This is a genomic window from Shigella sp. FC1661 (genome assembly GCF_001712525.1).
In the GTDB taxonomy this organism is placed as follows: domain Bacteria; phylum Pseudomonadota; class Gammaproteobacteria; order Enterobacterales; family Enterobacteriaceae; genus Escherichia; species Escherichia coli.
The window spans coordinates 1-19,035 of sequence record NZ_MDGW01000573.1; the positions used below are offsets into that span (position 1 = coordinate 1).

The 19,035-nt window shown below is 50.8% G+C and carries 15 protein-coding genes; 12 read left to right on the forward strand and 3 right to left on the reverse strand.

Features of this window, described 5'->3' with window-relative positions; all coding sequences use genetic code 11:
• Positions 1–52: 52 nt before the first annotated feature.
• Positions 53–1,252 carry a type VI secretion system tube protein TssD gene (gene tssD / locus BFF42_RS22870; protein WP_000065895.1) on the reverse strand — a complete coding sequence of 400 codons (1,200 nt, stop codon included), beginning with the start codon at positions 1,250–1,252 and terminating at the stop codon, positions 53–55.
• Between the two features lie 236 nt (positions 1,253–1,488).
• Positions 1,489–1,977 (reverse strand): N-acetyltransferase, encoded by a 489-nt coding sequence (gene yhhY, locus BFF42_RS22875; RefSeq protein WP_001295206.1) that lies wholly within the window; start codon positions 1,975–1,977, stop codon positions 1,489–1,491.
• 331 nt (positions 1,978–2,308) lie between these two features.
• Between yhhY and BFF42_RS22880 the strand changes: the two genes are divergently transcribed.
• From BFF42_RS22880 to gntU, 5 genes are all read left to right on the forward strand, one after another.
• Positions 2,309–3,235 (forward strand): oxidoreductase, encoded by a 927-nt coding sequence (locus BFF42_RS22880; protein ID WP_039059623.1) that lies wholly within the window; start codon positions 2,309–2,311, stop codon positions 3,233–3,235.
• Between the two features lie 122 nt (positions 3,236–3,357).
• On the forward strand, positions 3,358–4,053 hold the full coding sequence (gene yhhW, locus BFF42_RS22885) for a quercetin 2,3-dioxygenase (RefSeq protein WP_000639811.1): 696 nt from the start codon (positions 3,358–3,360) through the stop codon (positions 4,051–4,053).
• A gap of 223 nt (positions 4,054–4,276) precedes the next feature.
• A complete protein-coding gene (gene gntR / locus BFF42_RS22890) occupies positions 4,277–5,272 on the forward strand; it encodes a gluconate operon transcriptional repressor GntR (RefSeq protein ID WP_000730260.1) in 996 nt (331 codons plus the stop codon).
• A 138-nt stretch (positions 5,273–5,410) separates the two neighbouring features.
• The gene (gntK, locus tag BFF42_RS22895) at positions 5,411–5,938 is read left to right on the forward strand and encodes a gluconokinase (RefSeq protein WP_000108320.1); all 528 of its coding nucleotides are present in this window, start codon (positions 5,411–5,413) and stop codon (positions 5,936–5,938) included.
• A gap of 3 nt (positions 5,939–5,941) precedes the next feature.
• Positions 5,942–7,282 carry a gluconate transporter gene (gene gntU, locus BFF42_RS22900; protein ID WP_000210121.1) on the forward strand — a complete coding sequence of 447 codons (1,341 nt, stop codon included), beginning with the start codon at positions 5,942–5,944 and terminating at the stop codon, positions 7,280–7,282.
• Between the two features lie 56 nt (positions 7,283–7,338).
• Here the strand turns inward: gntU and yhgN are convergent, their stop codons facing one another.
• On the reverse strand, positions 7,339–7,932 hold the full coding sequence (gene yhgN, locus BFF42_RS22905) for an NAAT family transporter YhgN (protein ID WP_001002544.1): 594 nt from the start codon (positions 7,930–7,932) through the stop codon (positions 7,339–7,341).
• A 191-nt stretch (positions 7,933–8,123) separates the two neighbouring features.
• Between yhgN and asd the strand changes: the two genes are divergently transcribed.
• The 7 genes from asd to BFF42_RS28470 all read left to right on the forward strand — a co-directional run.
• The gene (asd, locus tag BFF42_RS22910) at positions 8,124–9,227 is read left to right on the forward strand and encodes an aspartate-semialdehyde dehydrogenase (RefSeq protein WP_000799970.1); all 1,104 of its coding nucleotides are present in this window, start codon (positions 8,124–8,126) and stop codon (positions 9,225–9,227) included.
• Positions 9,228–9,499: 272 nt separating this feature from the next.
• Positions 9,500–11,686 carry a 1,4-alpha-glucan branching enzyme gene (gene glgB / locus BFF42_RS22915; RefSeq protein WP_001283736.1) on the forward strand — a complete coding sequence of 729 codons (2,187 nt, stop codon included), beginning with the start codon at positions 9,500–9,502 and terminating at the stop codon, positions 11,684–11,686.
• A complete protein-coding gene (gene glgX / locus BFF42_RS22920; protein WP_000192517.1) occupies positions 11,683–13,656 on the forward strand; it encodes a glycogen debranching protein GlgX in 1,974 nt (657 codons plus the stop codon). Before glgB ends, glgX begins: the two co-directional genes overlap by 4 nt.
• 17 nt (positions 13,657–13,673) lie before the next feature.
• Positions 13,674–14,969 (forward strand): glucose-1-phosphate adenylyltransferase, encoded by a 1,296-nt coding sequence (gene glgC, locus BFF42_RS22925; RefSeq protein ID WP_000253979.1) that lies wholly within the window; start codon positions 13,674–13,676, stop codon positions 14,967–14,969.
• Entirely contained in the window at positions 14,969–16,402 is a 1,434-nt protein-coding gene (gene glgA, locus BFF42_RS22930; RefSeq protein ID WP_039059625.1) for a glycogen synthase GlgA, read from the forward strand. Before glgC ends, glgA begins: the two co-directional genes overlap by 1 nt.
• 18 nt (positions 16,403–16,420) lie before the next feature.
• Positions 16,421–18,868, forward strand: a complete 2,448-nt coding sequence (gene glgP, locus BFF42_RS22935) for a glycogen phosphorylase (RefSeq protein ID WP_000993449.1) — start codon at positions 16,421–16,423, stop codon at positions 18,866–18,868.
• 99 nt (positions 18,869–18,967) lie between these two features.
• Positions 18,968–19,035, forward strand: a 68-nt coding sequence (locus BFF42_RS28470; protein ID WP_241012944.1) for a hypothetical protein, incomplete at its 3' end; no start/stop codon positions are given.

Consider the following 19,035-nt stretch of genomic DNA (forward strand, 5'->3'; position numbering starts at 1 on the left):
GATGCCGGAAATCTGCGAGGCTCCACACCTGCCAGTTTCACCCTTTTAACCATCATACTGCTCCGTGTTTAATTGTGTGGGATGCGTTCATTACATTTTTCATGGGAGGATAAATTGAGCCAGATGGAATGGCCCAGGGAGTGATTTTGCTTTCACCTACTAATATTCCCTTAGCTATTCGTGATTGCATGTTAGTAAAAACTTTATGATATGGTTCGTTTTCGATTAATACTAAATTTTCGAAATCATTAGTACCACCATCATCTAGAGATAGTTTATGGTGAACATTATAATTTAGAGGAACATTGCCCTTTCTCATTCTTAAAAGGTCTTCGGCGTTGAATCTTCCAGATGCTTCGGAGGTTTTTGCAAGTTTGATAAGAAAATTTTTTCTTACAGTTTTATTAAACTCCTTTCGTAAGTTAGCTAAGTCTTTTGAAGGTCTCTTAATGTATATTATTTCTATTATGTCTATACCATCAAGAAGTTTTTGTTGACCTCTAAGTTTGCCTAAGTAACTATTTATTTCTGTATATGTATCAACATTAGAACGCTTTGTTAAAAGAATAGATGCTGTTGCTATCGCTATGCCCGCTGTTTTTTCATTTAGTATTTGATCATAGCCTTTTATTGCATCTCCACCCAGTTTTTCCGCAGTATCTCTGAATCCTTCAATGTTCCCATTGTATACGCCACCAGCAGCAAGTAGCCTGCCAATAGCTTTGCTGTTTAACGTTTTGAAACGATTATTTGTTTGGTTTTTTGAATTTGGTAAAAACAAACGGTTATAATTTTCAGGGAGTGCCAAATAGCTGAACTCGGTATTTGCGATAAGATGTTGACAGAGGATAAATTCATAACTAATAGTTATTGTTTCTGTATCCAGTTGGTTTTCAATGATCTGGTGATGAATAGCCGATAAAAAAGCGCCTCTTAGTTGTATATAATAATACTTTTCCAATCTACCAAATCTATTTATTCGATAGAAGTCAAATCCCATAAATAATTGTTCATTATTGTTAATGGAATTAATAAATAATGGAGTGCTTTTATCAATTAATTTACAAAATGTTATACCATGGAACTGTGAACCAAGCCCCGTATTATTAATATTATTTAAGAGTGAGAATGTAAATATTTCATCCTCATGCCCGCTCTGCCAACGATTACCTGTAGACTCAGAAGTCCCACAACCTGCGGAGATGCTTCCTTGTTGTTCTCCCGTTACTGTCAGGTAAACAATATTACTCATCCCTGAAAAGTCCTTTTATGGCATGCTATTTTATCAATGGCAATATTATGCTTGTTAATTGTTATTTATTTACTCCAGGAAATTGTAGGCGTATATATTAAAAAATAAAATATTACACTTTAGGAAGTAATTATGAGTTAAATCTCAATATATGTATTGGGTAAATAAATACCTTAAAGGAAGGTATGTCGATTTTGAATGACACCCTTTTTCCATCTCAGAAAAAGGGCACTATCTTACTTCACCCGCGCCATATAATATGCATCGACATATTCACCATTACGCAATGCGTACTTCTTACCAGTCCCTTCAATTTCAAAGCCGTATTTTTTATAGACCTTAATTGCCGGGGCGTTATCGACAAACACGGTTAGTTCAATGCGATCTACCCGCAACCAGTTGTCGCACATTTCAATCATCTCTCGCATCAGGGCGCTGGCGACGCCGCGGTTCTTCCAACGAGAGTCGACACAGATACCAAAATCGGCAACATGACTGCGGCGTGGGCGCTGTTGCACGTCAATGGTGAGATGGCCCACGACGTCTCCATCAATACAGGCGACGAGTTGCTTGATGCCGGGACGATCGGCGAGTCGCTCCTGCCACATATGATCGGAAGGATGAGGCACCTGTAGTGTGTTGCAATACACCTCCGGCTGGGCGTGAATCTGCCTGATGGCCTCGTAATCCCGTGTTTCTGCGTGGCGTATTACTATCTCACTCATTCCTTTGTCCTCTTTGGGGTAAATGTCCCTTTCAACATCATTGACTTTCAAATGCGAGTCAAATGCATTTTTTTGCAAAAAGTGTTGGACAAGTGCGAATGAGAATGATTATTATTGTCTCGCGATCAGGAAGACCCTCGCGGAGAACCTGAAAGCACGACATTGCTCACATTGCTTCCAGTATTACTTAGCCAGCCGGGTGCTGGCTTTTTTTTGATCTTTCGTTCTCAATTTATCCACGGGAGTGCTTGTGTTCGTTATGCGCACTCCAGTAGGAACCACGTCCGCTTTGCGCTAAGGTGTAAATAACCACCTTAAAAAGGACGAAATCATGGTCATCAACTGCGCCTTTATTGGCTTCGGCAAAAGCACCACCCGTTACCATCTGCCGTATGTACTTAACCGCAAGGATAGCTGGCATGTCGCGCATATTTTTCGTCGCCATGCGAAGCCGGAAGAACAGGCTCCCATTTATTCCCATATCCATTTCACCAGCGATCTCGACGAAGTACTAAACGATCCCGATGTTAAGCTGGTTGTTGTCTGCACCCACGCGGACAGCCATTTCGAGTACGCGAAACGCGCGCTGGAAGCCGGGAAAAATGTGCTGGTCGAAAAACCGTTCACCCCGACGCTTGCCCAGGCGAAGGAGCTGTTTGCGTTGGCGAAAAGCAAAGGGCTGACCGTCACGCCGTATCAGAATCGTCGCTTTGACTCCTGCTTCCTGACAGCGAAAAAAGCGATTGAAAGTGGCAAGTTGGGAGAGATTGTTGAAGTGGAAAGCCATTTTGACTATTACCGCCCGGTGGCAGAAACCAAACCTGGGCTGCCGCAGGATGGCGCGTTTTATGGCCTTGGTGTGCATACGATGGACCAGATTATTTCTCTGTTCGGTCGCCCGGATCACGTCGCTTATGACATCCGCAGCCTGCGTAATAAAGCCAATCCTGACGACACCTTTGAAGCGCAACTGTTTTATGGCGACCTGAAAGCCATCGTCAAAACCAGCCATCTGGTGAAAATCGATTATCCGAAATTTATCGTTCACGGTAAGAAAGGTTCGTTTATTAAATACGGTATCGACCAGCAGGAAACCAGCCTGAAGGCTAATATTATGCCGGGCGAACCGGGATTCGCAGCGGATGATTCGGTCGGTGCGCCAAATTACGTCAAGGAATCTGAAGTTCTTACCAATCTGGAAATCCTTGAACGCGGATTTGAGCAAGCCTCTCCCTCCACAGTGACTCTCGCGAATTAAGTTTGATGGCCCCTCGAATAGTTCAATTTTTTTGAACAGAGGGGGCAATTTTCACCCTCTATCATCCCAGGCAGATCGGGTCCACACTAAGCCCATCGAAATCATTCAGGGGGCGAATACAAATGATCTACTTACGCAAAGCAAATGAACGTGGTCATGCAAATCATGGCTGGCTGGATTCCTGGCATACTTTCTCTTTTGCCAACTATTACGATCCGAACTTTATGGGCTTCTCCGCGCTGCGCGTGATTAACGACGACGTGATTGAAGCAGGGCAGGGCTTCGGCACTCACCCGCATAAAGATATGGAAATTTTGACCTACGTGCTGGAAGGTACTGTTGAGCATCAGGACAGCATGGGCAATAAAGAGCAGGTTCCGGCGGGTGAGTTCCAGATTATGAGTGCGGGTACGGGTATTCGTCACTCAGAGTACAACCCAAGCAGCACCGAGCGTCTGCATCTGTATCAGATCTGGATCATGCCTGAAGAAAACGGTATTACGCCGCGTTATGAACAGCGTCGCTTCGATGCCGTACAGGGCAAACAGCTGGTGCTCTCGCCGGATGCGCGAGATGGTTCATTGAAAGTGCATCAGGATATGGAACTGTACCGCTGGGCGTTGCTGAAAGATGAGCAGTCGGTGCATCAGATTGCCGCTGAACGCCGCGTCTGGATCCAGGTGGTGAAAGGCAATGTCACCATTAACGGCGTGAAAGCCTCGACCAGCGATGGTCTGGCAATCTGGGATGAGCAGGCAATCTCCATCCATGCGGATAGCGACAGCGAAGTGTTACTGTTCGATCTGCCGCCGGTTTAAAACTCAACGGCATCTTTGAAGCCTGCCTTTTTGCAGGCTTCCTCGCTCGCTCCGGCCGCGTGCTGATGCACGCTTTCGGGGTTTTGCCGCGTCGTTAGCACAATGCGATGCAATTGATTTAGTGTATATCTAATAATTGTAAACAAGCACTGTTTTCCCCGGGAAGGTTCTGATGCGTCCGTGTTAAACTAAGAGAATCTATCTCTTTTGTACCTTCAGGACGATGAAAAAGAAAAGACCCGTACTTCAGGATGTGGCTGACCGTGTAGGCGTGACCAAAATGACGGTCAGCCGTTTTTTACGCAACCCGGAGCAGGTTTCCGTCGCTCTACGCGGCAAGATTGCCGCCGCTCTTGATGAACTGGGCTATATTCCCAATCGTGCGCCCGATATCCTCTCTAACGCCACCAGCCGGGCGATTGGCGTCCTGTTACCTTCTCTCACCAACCAGGTTTTCGCGGAAGTATTACGCGGAATCGAAAGCGTCACCGACGCGCACGGTTATCAGACCATGCTGGCTCACTACGGTTATAAACCGGAAATGGAGCAAGAACGTCTCGAATCCATGCTCTCATGGAATATCGACGGACTGATCCTCACCGAACGTACCCACACGCCGCGCACCTTAAAGATGATTGAAGTGGCGGGGATCCCGGTGGTGGAACTCATGGACAGCCAGTCGCCGTGCCTCGATATCGCCGTCGGTTTTGATAACTTTGAAGCGGCACGCCAGATGACCACCGCCATTATTGCTCGCGGGCATTGCCACATTGCCTATCTCGGCGCGCGTCTCGACGAACGTACTATCATCAAACAGAAGGGATACGAACAGGCGATGCTGGATGCAGGTCTGGTGTCGTATAGCGTGATGGTTGAGCAATCTTCTTCTTACTCTTCCGGTATTGAACTGATTCGCCAGGCGCGGCGGGAATATCCGCAGCTGGATGGCGTGTTCTGTACCAACGATGACCTGGCGGTCGGCGCGGCGTTTGAATGTCAGCGTCTGGGATTGAAGGTTCCTGACGATATGGCGATTGCCGGTTTCCACGGTCATGACATTGGCCAGGTGATGGAGCCGCGGTTAGCGAGCGTGCTGACGCCGCGTGAGCGGATGGGCAGTATTGGCGCTGAACGCCTGCTGGCGCGTATTCGTGGCGAATCTGTGACACCGAAAATGTTAGATTTAGGTTTCACCTTGTCACCGGGCGGATCTATTTAAGCCTACAAATTTGAAGTAGCTCACACTTATACACTTAAGGCACGGATGGATATTGCTTCTGATATTGTCCGGCTGGACAATGTTACCGATAACAGTTACCCGTAACATCTTTAATTCTTGTATTGTGGGGGCACCACTTTGAGCACGACTAACCATGATCACCACATTTACGTCTTGATGGGCGTATCGGGCAGCGGCAAATCTGCGGTCGCCAGTGAAGTGGCGCATCAACTTCATGCCGCGTTTCTTGATGGCGATTTCCTCCATCCACGGTGCAATATCGAAAAAATGGCGTCTGGCGAACCGCTGAATGACGACGATCGCAAACCCTGGTTGCAGGCGCTGAACGACGCCGCGTTTGCTATGCAGCGCACCAATAAAGTGTCGCTGATCGTCTGTTCTGCACTGAAAAAGCACTATCGCGACTTGCTGCGTGAAGGTAATCCGAATCTCTCTTTCATCTACCTGAAAGGCGATTTTGATGTGATTGAAAGTCGCTTGAAAGCGCGCAAAGGCCATTTCTTTAAAACCCAAATGTTGGTGACGCAGTTTGAAACGCTGCAGGAGCCGGGTGCGGACGAAACCGATGTACTGGTGGTGGATATCGATCAACCGCTGGAAGGTGTTGTGGCAAGCACCATTGAGGTTATTAAAAAAGGCAAATAAGTAGTGACTACATTAACGCTTGTTTTAACAGCAGTAGGGTCTGTTTTACTGCTGCTGTTTTTAGTCATGAAGGCGCGTATGCACGCTTTCCTGGCTTTGATGGTGGTGTCCATGGGGGCTGGCCTTTTTTCCGGTATGCCGCTCGATAAAATCGCAGCGACGATGGAAAAAGGGATGGGAGGCACCCTCGGCTTCCTGGCGGTGGTTGTCGCCCTGGGAGCTATGTTTGGCAAGATCTTACATGAAACCGGCGCAGTCGATCAGATTGCCGTCAAAATGCTCAAATCCTTCGGTCACAGCCGCGAGCATTATGCCATCGGCCTTGCGGGGTTGGTCTGTGCGCTACCGCTGTTCTTTGAAGTGGCGATAGTTCTGCTGATTAGCGTTGCTTTCTCAATGGCGCGCCACACCGGTACGAACCTGGTGAAGCTGGTAATCCCATTATTCGCAGGCGTGGCGGCAGCGGCGGCATTTCTGGTGCCTGGACCAGCGCCGATGCTGCTGGCATCGCAGATGAATGCCGACTTTGGCTGGATGATCCTGATTGGTCTGTGTGCGGCAATTCCGGGAATGATTATTGCCGGGCCGCTGTGGGGTAATTTCATCAGCCGTTACGTGGAGTTGCATATTCCTGACGACATCAGCGAACCGCATCTCGGCGAAGGCAAAATGCCGTCCTTCGGATTCAGCCTGTCGCTGATCCTGTTGCCGCTGGTGCTGGTGGGGCTGAAAACCATTGCCGCTCGTTTTGTGCCAGAAGGATCAACTGCTTACGAATGGTTCGAGTTTATTGGTCATCCATTTACCGCGATTCTGGTTGCTTGTCTGGTAGCGATTTATGGCCTGGCAATGCGTCAGGGCATGCCAAAAGACAAAGTGATGGAGATTTGCGGTCACGCGCTACAACCGGCGGGGATCATTCTGCTGGTGATTGGTGCAGGCGGCGTGTTCAAACAGGTGCTGGTTGACTCTGGCGTAGGTCCGGCACTGGGCGAAGCGTTAACCGGCATGGGCCTGCCGATTGCTATCACCTGCTTCGTGCTGGCCGCTGCAGTGCGCATCATTCAGGGGTCTGCCACCGTTGCCTGTTTAACGGCGGTGGGGCTGGTGATGCCGGTCATTGAACAACTGAACTACTCCGGTGCGCAAATGGCGGCACTGTCGATTTGTATCGCTGGTGGTTCGATTGTTGTCAGCCACGTTAACGACGCCGGTTTCTGGTTGTTCGGTAAATTTACCGGCGCGACCGAAGCCGAAACGCTGAAAACCTGGACCATGATGGAAACCATCCTCGGCACTGTTGGTGCCATCGTTGGGATGATTGCGTTCCAGCTGTTGAGTTAAGTTTGTTCGCCCGGTAGTTGTGACGCTACCGGGTTCTTTTCGAAAAACTCTCCTCGTTACCCCTTCATCCACATTCGAATGCCGTCGAGGAACATCTGGGTTGCCATCATCACCAGAATCAATCCCATCAGGCGTTCAAGTGCGTTCACCCCTTTCTCGCCCAGCAGACGTAAAAATAGCGAAGACTGTAGCAGGATGACAAAGGTGCCGCCCCAGGCCAGCAGCAGAGCAATCACCAGATGTCCCATCTGATTCGGGTACTGATGAGACAACAACATCAGCGTGGCGAGAATAGTCGGCCCGGCGACTAACGGAATTGCCAACGGCACGATAAATGGCTCTTCACCTGCCGGAAGCCCGCTGCTATTTCCTGAAGCGCTGGGGAAAATCATCTTAATGGCGATTAAAAACAGAATGATGCCGCCAGAAATGGAGACGGTTTCTGCTCGCAGGCTGAGAAATGCCAGAATTTTCTCACCCGCAAACAGGAACACCAGCATCACCAGGAGAGCAATAAGCAACTCTCGCACCATGATTGCCCGCCGTCTTTTCGGTTCAGTATGTTTCAGTACGGACATGAAAATAGGCAGGTTTCCGAGCGGATCCATAATCAGGATCAATAAAACTGCTGCAGAAATGATTTCATTCATAACTCAAATTCCCTGATAATTGCCGCGGACTTTCTGTGTGCTAACAAAGCAGGATAAGTCGCATTACTGATGGCTTCGCTATCATTGATTAATTTCACTTGCGACTTTGGCTGCTTTTTGTATGGTGAAAGATGTGCCAAGAGGAGACCGGCACATTTATACAGCACACATCTTTGCAGGAAAAAACGCTTATGAAAAATGTTGGTTTTATCGGCTGGCGCGGTATGGTCGGCTCCGTTCTCATGCAACGCATGGTTGAAGAGCGCGACTTCAACGCCATTCGCCCTGTCTTCTTTTCTACTTCTCAGCTTGGCCAGGCTGCGCCGTCTTTTGGCGGAACCACTGGCACACTTCAGGATGCCTTTGATCTGGAGGCGCTAAAGGCCCTCGATATCATTGTGACCTGTCAGGGCGGCGATTATACCAACGAAATCTATCCAAAGCTTCGTGAAAGCGGATGGCAAGGTTACTGGATTGACGCAGCATCGTCTCTGCGCATGAAAGATGACGCCATCATCATTCTTGACCCCGTCAATCAGGACGTCATTACCGACGGATTAAATAATGGCATCAGGACTTTTGTTGGCGGTAACTGTACCGTAAGCCTGATGTTGATGTCGTTGGGTGGTTTATTCGCCAATGATCTTGTTGATTGGGTGTCCGTTGCAACCTACCAGGCCGCTTCCGGCGGTGGTGCGCGACATATGCGTGAGTTATTAACCCAGATGGGCCATCTGTATGGCCATGTGGCAGATGAACTCGCGACCCCGTCCTCTGCTATTCTCGATATCGAACGCAAAGTCACAACCTTAACCCGTAGCGGTGAGCTGCCGGTGGATAACTTTGGCGTGCCGCTGGCGGGTAGCCTGATTCCGTGGATCGACAAACAGCTCGATAACGGTCAGAGCCGCGAAGAGTGGAAAGGGCAGGCGGAAACCAACAAGATCCTCAACACATCTTCCGTAATTCCGGTAGATGGTTTATGTGTGCGTGTCGGGGCATTGCGCTGCCACAGCCAGGCATTCACTATTAAATTGAAAAAAGATGTGTCTATTCCGACCGTCGAAGAACTGCTGGCTGCGCACAATCCGTGGGCGAAAGTCGTTCCGAACGATCGGGAAATCACTATGCGTGAGCTAACCCCAGCTGCCGTTACCGGCACGCTGACCACGCCGGTAGGCCGCCTGCGTAAGCTGAATATGGGACCGGAGTTCCTGTCAGCCTTTACCGTGGGTGACCAGCTGCTGTGGGGGGCCGCGGAGCCGCTGCGTCGGATGCTTCGTCAACTGGCGTAATCTTTATTCATTAAATCTGGGGCGCGATGCCGCCCCTGTTAGTGCGTAATACAGGAGTAAGCGCAGATGTTTCATGATTTACCGGGAGTTAAATAGAGCATTGGCTATTCTTTAAGGGTGGCTGAATACATGAGTATTCACAGCCTTACCTGAAGTGAGGACGACGCAGAGAGGATGCACAGAGTGCTGCGCCGTTCAGGTCAAAAAAATGTCACAACCAGAAGTCAAAAATCCAATTGGATGGGGTGACACAATAAAACAGGAAGACAAGCATGTCCGATCGTATCGATAGAGACGTGATTAACGCGCTAATTGCAGGCCATTTTGCGGATCCTTTTTCCGTACTGGGAATGCATAAAACCACCGCGGGACTGGAAGTCCGTGCCCTTTTACCCGACGCTACCGATGTGTGGGTGATTGAACCGAAAACCGGGCGCAAACTCGCAAAACTGGAGTGTCTTGACTCACGGGGATTCTTTAGCGGTGTCATTCCGCGACGTAAGAATTTTTTCCGCTATCAGTTGGCTGTTGTCTGGCATGGTCAGCAAAACCTGATTGATGATCCTTACCGTTTTGGCCCGCTAATCCAGGAAATGGATGCCTGGCTATTATCTGAAGGTACTCACCTGCGCCCGTATGAAACCTTAGGCGCGCATGCAGATACTATGGATGGCGTCACAGGTACGCGTTTCTCTGTTTGGGCTCCAAACGCCCGTCGGGTCTCGGTGGTTGGGCAATTCAACTACTGGGACGGTCGCCGTCACCCGATGCGTCTGCGTAAAGAGAGCGGCATTTGGGAACTGTTTATCCCTGGGGCGCATAACGGTCAGCTCTATAAATACGAGATGATTGATGCCAATGGCAACTTGCGTCTGAAGTCCGACCCTTATGCCTTCGAAGCGCAAATGCGCCCGGAAACCGCGTCTCTTATTTGCGGGCTGCCGGAAAAGGTTGTACAGACTGAAGAGCGCAAAAAAGCGAATCAGTTTGATGCGTCAATCTCTATTTATGAAGTTCACCTGGGCTCCTGGCGTCGCCACACCGATAACAATTTCTGGTTGAGCTACCGCGAGCTGGCCGATCAACTGGTGCCTTATGCTAAATGGATGGGCTTTACCCACCTCGAACTACTGCCCATTAACGAGCATCCCTTCGATGGCAGTTGGGGTTATCAGCCAACCGGCCTGTATGCACCAACCCGCCGTTTTGGTACTCGCGACGACTTCCGTTATTTCATTGATGCCGCACACGCAGCGGGTCTGAACGTGATTCTCGACTGGGTGCCAGGCCACTTCCCGACCGATGACTTTGCGCTTGCCGAATTTGATGGCACGAACTTGTATGAACACAGCGATCCGCGCGAAGGCTATCATCAGGACTGGAATACGCTGATCTACAATTATGGTCGCCGTGAAGTCAGTAACTTCCTCGTCGGTAACGCGCTTTACTGGATTGAACGTTTTGGTATTGATGCGCTGCGCGTCGATGCGGTGGCGTCAATGATTTATCGCGACTACAGCCGTAAAGAGGGGGAGTGGATCCCGAACGAATTTGGCGGGCGCGAGAATCTTGAAGCGATTGAATTCTTGCGTAATACCAACCGTATTCTTGGTGAGCAGGTTTCCGGTGCGGTGACAATGGCTGAGGAGTCTACCGATTTCCCTGGCGTTTCTCGTCCGCAGGATATGGGCGGTCTGGGCTTCTGGTACAAGTGGAACCTCGGCTGGATGCATGACACCCTGGACTACATGAAGCTCGACCCGGTTTATCGTCAGTATCATCACGATAAACTCACCTTCGGGATTCTCTACAACTACACTGAAAACTTCGTCCTGCCGTTGTCGCATGATGAAGTGGTCCACGGTAAAAAATCGATTCTCGACCGCATGCCGGGCGACGCATGGCAGAAATTCGCTAACCTGCGCGCCTACTATGGCTGGATGTGGGCATTCCCGGGCAAGAAACTGCTGTTCATGGGGAACGAATTTGCCCAGGGCCGTGAGTGGAACCATGACGCCAGCCTCGACTGGCATCTGTTGGAAGGTGGCGATAACTGGCACCACGGTGTCCAGCGTCTGGTGCGCGATCTGAACCTCACCTACCGCCACCATAAAGCAATGCATGAACTGGATTTTGACCCGTACGGCTTTGAATGGCTGGTGGTGGATGACAAAGAACGCTCGGTGCTGATCTTTGTGCGTCGCGATAAAGAGGGTAACGAAATTATCGTTGCCAGTAACTTTACGCCGGTGCCGCGTCATGATTATCGCTTCGGCATTAATCAGCCAGGCAAATGGCGTGAAATCCTCAATACCGATTCCATGCACTATCACGGCAGTAATGCAGGCAATGGCGGCACGGTACACAGCGATGAGATTGCCAGCCACGGTCGTCAGCATTCACTAAGCCTGACACTACCACCGCTGGCCACTATCTGGCTGGTTCGGGAGGCAGAATGACACAGCTCGCCATTGGCAAACCCGCTCCCCTCGGCGCGCATTACGACGGTCAGGGCGTCAACTTCACACTTTTCTCCGCTCATGCCGAGCGGGTAGAACTGTGTGTCTTTGACGCCAATGGCCAGGAACATCGCTATGACTTGCCAGGGCACAGTGGCGACATTTGGCACGGTTATCTGCCGGATGCGCGCCCGGGTTTGCGTTATGGTTATCGCGTTCATGGCCCCTGGCAACCCGCCGATGGGCATCGCTTTAACCCGGCGAAGTTGTTGATTGATCCTTGCGCGCGGCAAATTGACGGGGAGTTTAAAGATAACCCGCTGCTGCACGCCGGTCATAATGAACCTGACTATCGCGACAACGCCGCCATTGCGCCGAAATGCGTAGTGGTGGTTGATCACTATGACTGGGAAGATGATGCCCCGCCGCGCACGCCGTGGGGCAGCACCATCATTTATGAAGCCCATGTCAAAGGATTAACGTACTTGCACCCGGAGATTCCGGTCGAGATCCGTGGCACTTATAAAGCCCTCGGGCATCCGGTGATGATCAACTATTTGAAACAATTGGGCATTACCGCGCTGGAACTGCTGCCAGTGGCGCAGTTTGCCAGTGAACCACGTCTGCAACGCATGGGGCTAAGTAACTACTGGGGTTACAACCCGGTGGCGATGTTTGCGCTGCATCCGGCGTATGCCTGCTCGCCAGAAACGGCGCTGGATGAGTTTCGCGATGCAATCAAAGCACTGCATAAAGCGGGTATCGAAGTCATTCTTGATATCGTGCTCAACCATAGTGCGGAACTGGACCTCGACGGCCCGTTATTCTCACTGCGTGGGATCGATAACCGTAGCTATTATTGGATAAGAGAAGACGGCGATTATCACAACTGGACCGGTTGCGGCAACACGCTCAATTTGAGTCATCCGGCGGTGGTGGATTATGCCAGCGCCTGCCTGCGTTATTGGGTAGAAACCTGTCACGTCGATGGTTTCCGCTTTGATCTGGCGGCAGTCATGGGCCGTACGCCAGAGTTCCGTCAGGATGCGCCGTTGTTTACCGCTATCCAGAACTGCCCGGTGCTCTCGCAGGTGAAGTTAATTGCTGAACCGTGGGATATCGCCCCTGGTGGTTATCAGGTGGGAAATTTCCCGCCGCTGTTTGCCGAGTGGAACGATCATTTCCGCGATGCTGCCCGTCGTTTCTGGCTACATTATGATTTGCCTCTGGGGGCGTTTGCCGGGCGTTTTGCTGCCTCCAGCGATGTTTTTAAACGTAATGGTCGTCTGCCGAGTGCCGCGATTAATCTCGTCACTGCGCATGACGGTTTTACGCTTCGCGACTGCGTTTGCTTCAACCATAAACACAATGAAGCAAACGGAGAAGAAAATCGCGACGGGACCAACAACAATTACAGTAACAATCATGGTAAAGAAGGGTTAGGCGGTTCTCTTGACCTGGTTGAACGGCGGCGCGACAGTATTCACGCCTTGTTAACAACGTTGTTGCTCTCCCAGGGTACGCCGATGTTACTGGCCGGTGACGAACATGGTCACAGCCAGCATGGCAATAACAATGCCTACTGTCAGGATAACCAATTAACCTGGTTGGACTGGTCGCAGGCAAGCAGTGGTTTAACCGCATTTACCGCCGCGTTAATCCATCTGCGCAAGCGCATTCCCGCTTTGGTGGAGAATCGCTGGTGGGAAGAAGGCGATGGCAATGTCCGTTGGCTAAATCGATATGCTCAACCTTTAAGCACGGATGAGTGGCAAAACGGGCCGAAACAGCTGCAAATTCTGCTCTCGGATCGCTTTTTGATCGCAATTAACGCCACGCTTGAGGTAACAGAGATTGTTTTACCTGCTGGGGAGTGGCACGCCATTCCCCCATTCGCTGGAGAGGATAACCCAGTGATTACGGCTGTCTGGCAGGGACCTGCACACGGATTGTGTGTGTTCCAGAGATGATAAAAAAGGAGTTAGTCATGGTTAGTTTAGAGAAGAACGATCACTTAATGTTGGCGCGCCAGCTGCCATTGAAATCTGTTGCCCTGATACTGGCGGGAGGACGTGGTACCCGCCTGAAGGATTTAACCAATAAGCGAGCAAAACCGGCCGTACACTTCGGCGGTAAGTTCCGCATTATCGACTTTGCGCTGTCTAACTGCATCAACTCCGGGATCCGTCGTATGGGCGTGATCACCCAGTACCAGTCCCACACTCTGGTGCAGCACATTCAGCGCGGCTGGTCATTCTTCAATGAAGAAATGAACGAGTTTGTCGATCTGCTGCCAGCACAGCAGAGAATGAAAGGGGAAAACTGGTATCGCGGCACCGCAGATGCGGTCACCCAAAACCTCGACATTATCCGCCGTTATAAAGCGGAATACGTGGTGATCCTGGCGGGCGACCATATCTACAAGCAAGACTACTCGCGTATGCTTATCGATCACGTCGAAAAAGGCGCACGTTGCACCGTTGCTTGTATGCCAGTACCGATTGAAGAAGCCTCCGCATTTGGCGTTATGGCGGTTGATGAGAACGATAAAATTATCGAATTCGTTGAAAAACCTGCTAACCCACCGTCAATGCCGAACGATCCGAGCAAATCTCTGGCGAGTATGGGTATCTACGTCTTTGACGCCGACTATCTGTATGAACTGCTGGAAGAAGACGATCGTGATGAGAACTCCAGCCACGACTTTGGCAAAGATTTGATTCCCAAGATCACCGAAGCCGGTCTGGCCTATGCGCACCCGTTCCCGCTCTCTTGCGTACAATCCGACCCGGATGCCGAGCCGTACTGGCGCGATGTGGGTACGCTGAAAGCTTACTGGAAAGCGAATCTCGATCTGGCCTCTGTGGTGCCGGAACTGGATATGTACGATCGCAATTGGCCAATTCGCACCTACAATGAATCATTACCGCCAGCGAAATTCGTGCAGGATCGCTCCGGTAGCCACGGGATGACCCTTAACTCACTGGTATCCGGCGGTTGTGTGATCTCCGGTTCGGTGGTGGTGCAGTCCGTTCTGTTCTCGCGCGTTCGCGTGAATTCATTCTGCAACATTGATTCCGCCGTATTGTTACCGGAAGTATGGGTAGGTCGCTCGTGCCGTCTGCGCCGCTGCGTCATCGATCGTGCTTGTGTTATCCCGGAAGGCATGGTGATTGGTGAAAACGCAGAGGAAGATGCACGTCGTTTCTATCGTTCAGAAGAAGGCATCGTGCTGGTAACGCGCGAAATGCTACGGAAGTTAGGGCATAAACAGGAGCGATAATGCAAGTTTTACATGTATGTTCAGAGATGTTCCCGCTGCTTAAAACCGGCGGTCTGGCTGATGTTATTGGGGCATTACCCGCAGCACAAATCGCAGACGGCGTTGACGCTCGCGTACTGTTGCCTGCATTTCCCGATATTCGCCGTGGCGTGACCGATGCGCAGGTAGTATCCCGTCGTGATACCTTCGCCGGACATATCACGCTGTTGTTCGGTCATTACAACGGGGTTGGCATATACCTGATTGACGCGCCGCATCTCTATGATCGTCCGGGAAGCCCGTATCACGATACCAACTTATTTGCCTATACCGACAACGTATTGCGTTTTGCGCTGCTGGGGTGGGTTGGGGCAGAAATGGCCAGCGGGCTTGACCCATTCTGGCGTCCTGATGTGGTGCATGCGCACGACTGGCATGCAGGCCTTGCGCCTGCGTATCTGGCGGCGCGCGGGCGTCCGGCGAAGTCGGTGTTTACTGTGCACAACTTGGCCTATCAAGGCATGTTTTATGCACATCACATGAATGACATCCAATTGCCATGGTCATTCTTTAATATTCATGGGCTGGAATTCAACGGACAAATCTCTTTCCTGAAGGCCGGTCTGTACTATGCCGATCACATTACGGCGGTCAGTCCAACCTACACTCGCGAGATCACCGAACCGCAGTTTGCCTACGGTATGGAAGGTCTGTTGCAACAGCGTCACCGTGAAGGGCGTCTTTCCGGCGTACTGAACGGCGTGGACGAGAAAATCTGGAGTCCAGAGACGGACTTACTGTTGGCCTCGCGTTACACCCGCGATACGTTGGAAGATAAAGCGGAAAATAAGCGCCAGTTACAAATCGCAATGGGGCTTAAGGTTGACGATAAAGTGCCGCTTTTTGCAGTGGTGAGCCGTCTGACCAGCCAGAAAGGTCTCGACCTGGTGCTGGAAGCCTTACCGGGTCTTCTGGAGCAGGGCGGGCAGCTGGCGCTACTCGGCGCGGGCGATCCGGTGCTGCAGGAAGGTTTCCTTGCGGCGGCAGCGGAATACCCCGGCCAGGTGGGCGTTCAGATTGGCTATCACGAAGCATTTTCGCATCGCATTATGGGCGGCGCGGACGTCATTCTGGTGCCCAGCCGTTTTGAACCGTGCGGCTTAACGCAACTTTATGGATTGAAGTACGGTACGCTGCCGTTAGTGCGGCGCACCGGTGGGCTTGCTGATACGGTTTCTGACTGTTCTCTTGAGAACCTTGCAGATGGCGTCGCCAGTGGGTTTGTCTTTGAAGATAGTAATGCCTGGTCGCTGTTACGGGCTATTCGACGTGCTTTTGTACTGTGGTCTCGTCCTTCACTGTGGCGGTTTGTGCAACGTCAGGCTATGGCAATGGATTTTAGCTGGCAGGTCGCGGCGAAGTCGTACCGTGAGCTTTACTATCGCTTGAAATAGTTTTCAGGAAACGCCTATATGAATGCTCCGTTTACATATTCATCGCCCACGCTTAGCGTAGAAGCTCTTAAGCACTCTATCGCTTACAAGCTGATGTTTACGATTGGAAAGGACCCGGTCGTCGCCAATAAACATGAATGGCTGAACGCAACGTTATTTGCTGTGCGCGATCGTCTCGTGGAGCGCTGGTTACGTTCAAACCGTGCCCAGTTGTCGCAAGAAACTCGTCAGGTTTACTACCTGTCGATGGAGTTTTTGATTGGCCGTACGCTCTCCAACGCCATGTTGTCGCTAGGAATTTACGAAGATGTACAGGGCGCACTGGAAGCGATGGGGTTAAATCTCGAAGAGCTGATTGATGAAGAAAATGACCCAGGCCTCGGTAACGGTGGCCTGGGACGTCTGGCGGCTTGCTTCCTTGATTCTCTGGCGACGTTAGGGTTGCCGGGGCGCGGTTACGGCATCCGCTATGACTACGGTATGTTCAAGCAGAACATCGTTAACGGTAGCCAGAAAGAGTCGCCAGACTACTGGCTGGAATACGGTAACCCGTGGGAATTCAAACGCCACAACACGCGCTATAAAGTCCGTTTTGGTGGTCGCATTCAGCAGGAAGGTAAAAAAACGCGCTGGATTGAAACCGAAGAGATTCTGGGAGTCGCTTACGATCAGATAATCCCTGGTTACGACACCGACGCGACCAACACGTTGCGTTTGTGGAGTGCGCAAGCCAGTAGCGAAATTAACCTCGGTAAATTCAACCAAGGTGACTACTTCGCGGCAGTGGAAGATAAAAACCACTCCGAGAACGTATCTCGCGTACTGTATCCGGATGACTCCACCTACTCCGGGCGTGAGCTGCGCCTGCGTCAGGAATACTTTCTGGTTTCCTCGACCATTCAGGACATTTTAAGCCGCCATTATCAGTTGCATAAAACCTACGATAACCTGGCGGATAAAATCGCGATTCATCTCAATGATACCCATCCGGTACTGTCGATTCCTGAGATGATGCGTCTGCTGATCGATGAGCACCAATTTAGCTGGGACGACGCGTTTGAGGTGTGTTGTCAGGTCTTCTCCTACACTAACCACACGCTGATGAGCGAGGCGCTGGAAACCTGGCCGGTTGATATGCTGGGTAAAATTCTGCCGCGTCACCTGCAGATCATCTTTGAAATCAACGACTATTTCCTGAAAACCTTGCAGGAACAGTATCCGAACGATACCGATCTGCTGGGACGGGCGTCGATCATTGATGAATCCAACGGTCGTCGTGTGCGTATGGCCTGGCTGGCGGTTGTTGTGAGCCACAAAGTTAACGGTGTATCGGAACTGCACTCTAATCTGATGGTGCAATCGTTGTTTGCCGACTTTGCGAAAATCTTCCCGGGTCGTTTCACCAACGTCACCAACGGTGTGACGCCGCGTCGCTGGCTAGCGGTAGCGAACCCATCGCTTTCAGCCGTGCTGGACGAACACCTGGGCCGTAACTGGCGCACCGACCTTAGCCTGCTTAATGAGCTGCAACAACACTGTGATTTCCCAATGGTTAATCACGCTGTGCATCAGGCGAAGCTGGAGAACAAAAAGCGTCTGGCAGAGTATATCGCCCAGCAGCTGAATGTGGTGGTGAATCCAAAGGCGTTGTTCGATGTACAAATCAAACGTATTCACGAATACAAACGTCAATTGATGAATGTGTTGCATGTGATTACCCGCTATAACCGCATCAAGGCCGACCCGGATGCGAAGTGGGTACCGCGCGTGAATATTTTTGGCGGTAAGGCGGCTTCGGCCTATTACATGGCGAAGCACATTATTCATTTGATCAATGACGTAGCGAAAGTGATCAACAACGATCCGCAGATTGGCGATAAGCTGAAAGTCGTGTTCATCCCGAACTACAGCGTTAGCCTGGCGCAGTTGATCATTCCGGCGGCAGATCTGTCTGAACAGATTTCGCTGGCAGGGACGGAAGCTTCCGGCACCAGTAACATGAAGTTTGCGCTTAACGGTGCGCTGACTATCGGTACGTTGGACGGTGCGAATGTCGAGATGCTGGATCATGTCGGTGCTGACAATATCTTTATTTTTGGTAACACAGCGGAAGAAGTGGAAGAACTGCGTCGTCAGGGCTACAAACCGCGTGAATACTACGAGAAAGATGAGGAGCTGCATCAGGTGCTGACGCAAATCGGCAGCGGTGTATTCAGTCCGGAAGATCCGGGTCGCTATCGCGATCTGGTTGATTCGCTGATCAACTTCGGCGATCACTATCAGGTTCTGGCGGATTATCGCAGCTATGTCGATTGTCAGGATAAAGTCGACGAACTCTACGAGCTTCAGGAAGAGTGGACCGCAAAAGCGATGCTGAACATTGCCAATATGGGCTACTTCTCTTCTGACCGTACTATCAAAGAGTACGCCGATCATATCTGGCATATCGATCCGGTGAGATTGTAAGTTCACCAATAAATAGAACGGGGCCAAAGAGTCTAATGCCGATCAGTTAAGGATCAGTTGACCGATCCAGTGGCTGTGTAAGAATCCGGAAACGCTCACTTGTTTCCGGATTTTTTTATGCACATTGGACAGGCTCTTGATCTGGTATCCCGTTACGATTCTCTGCG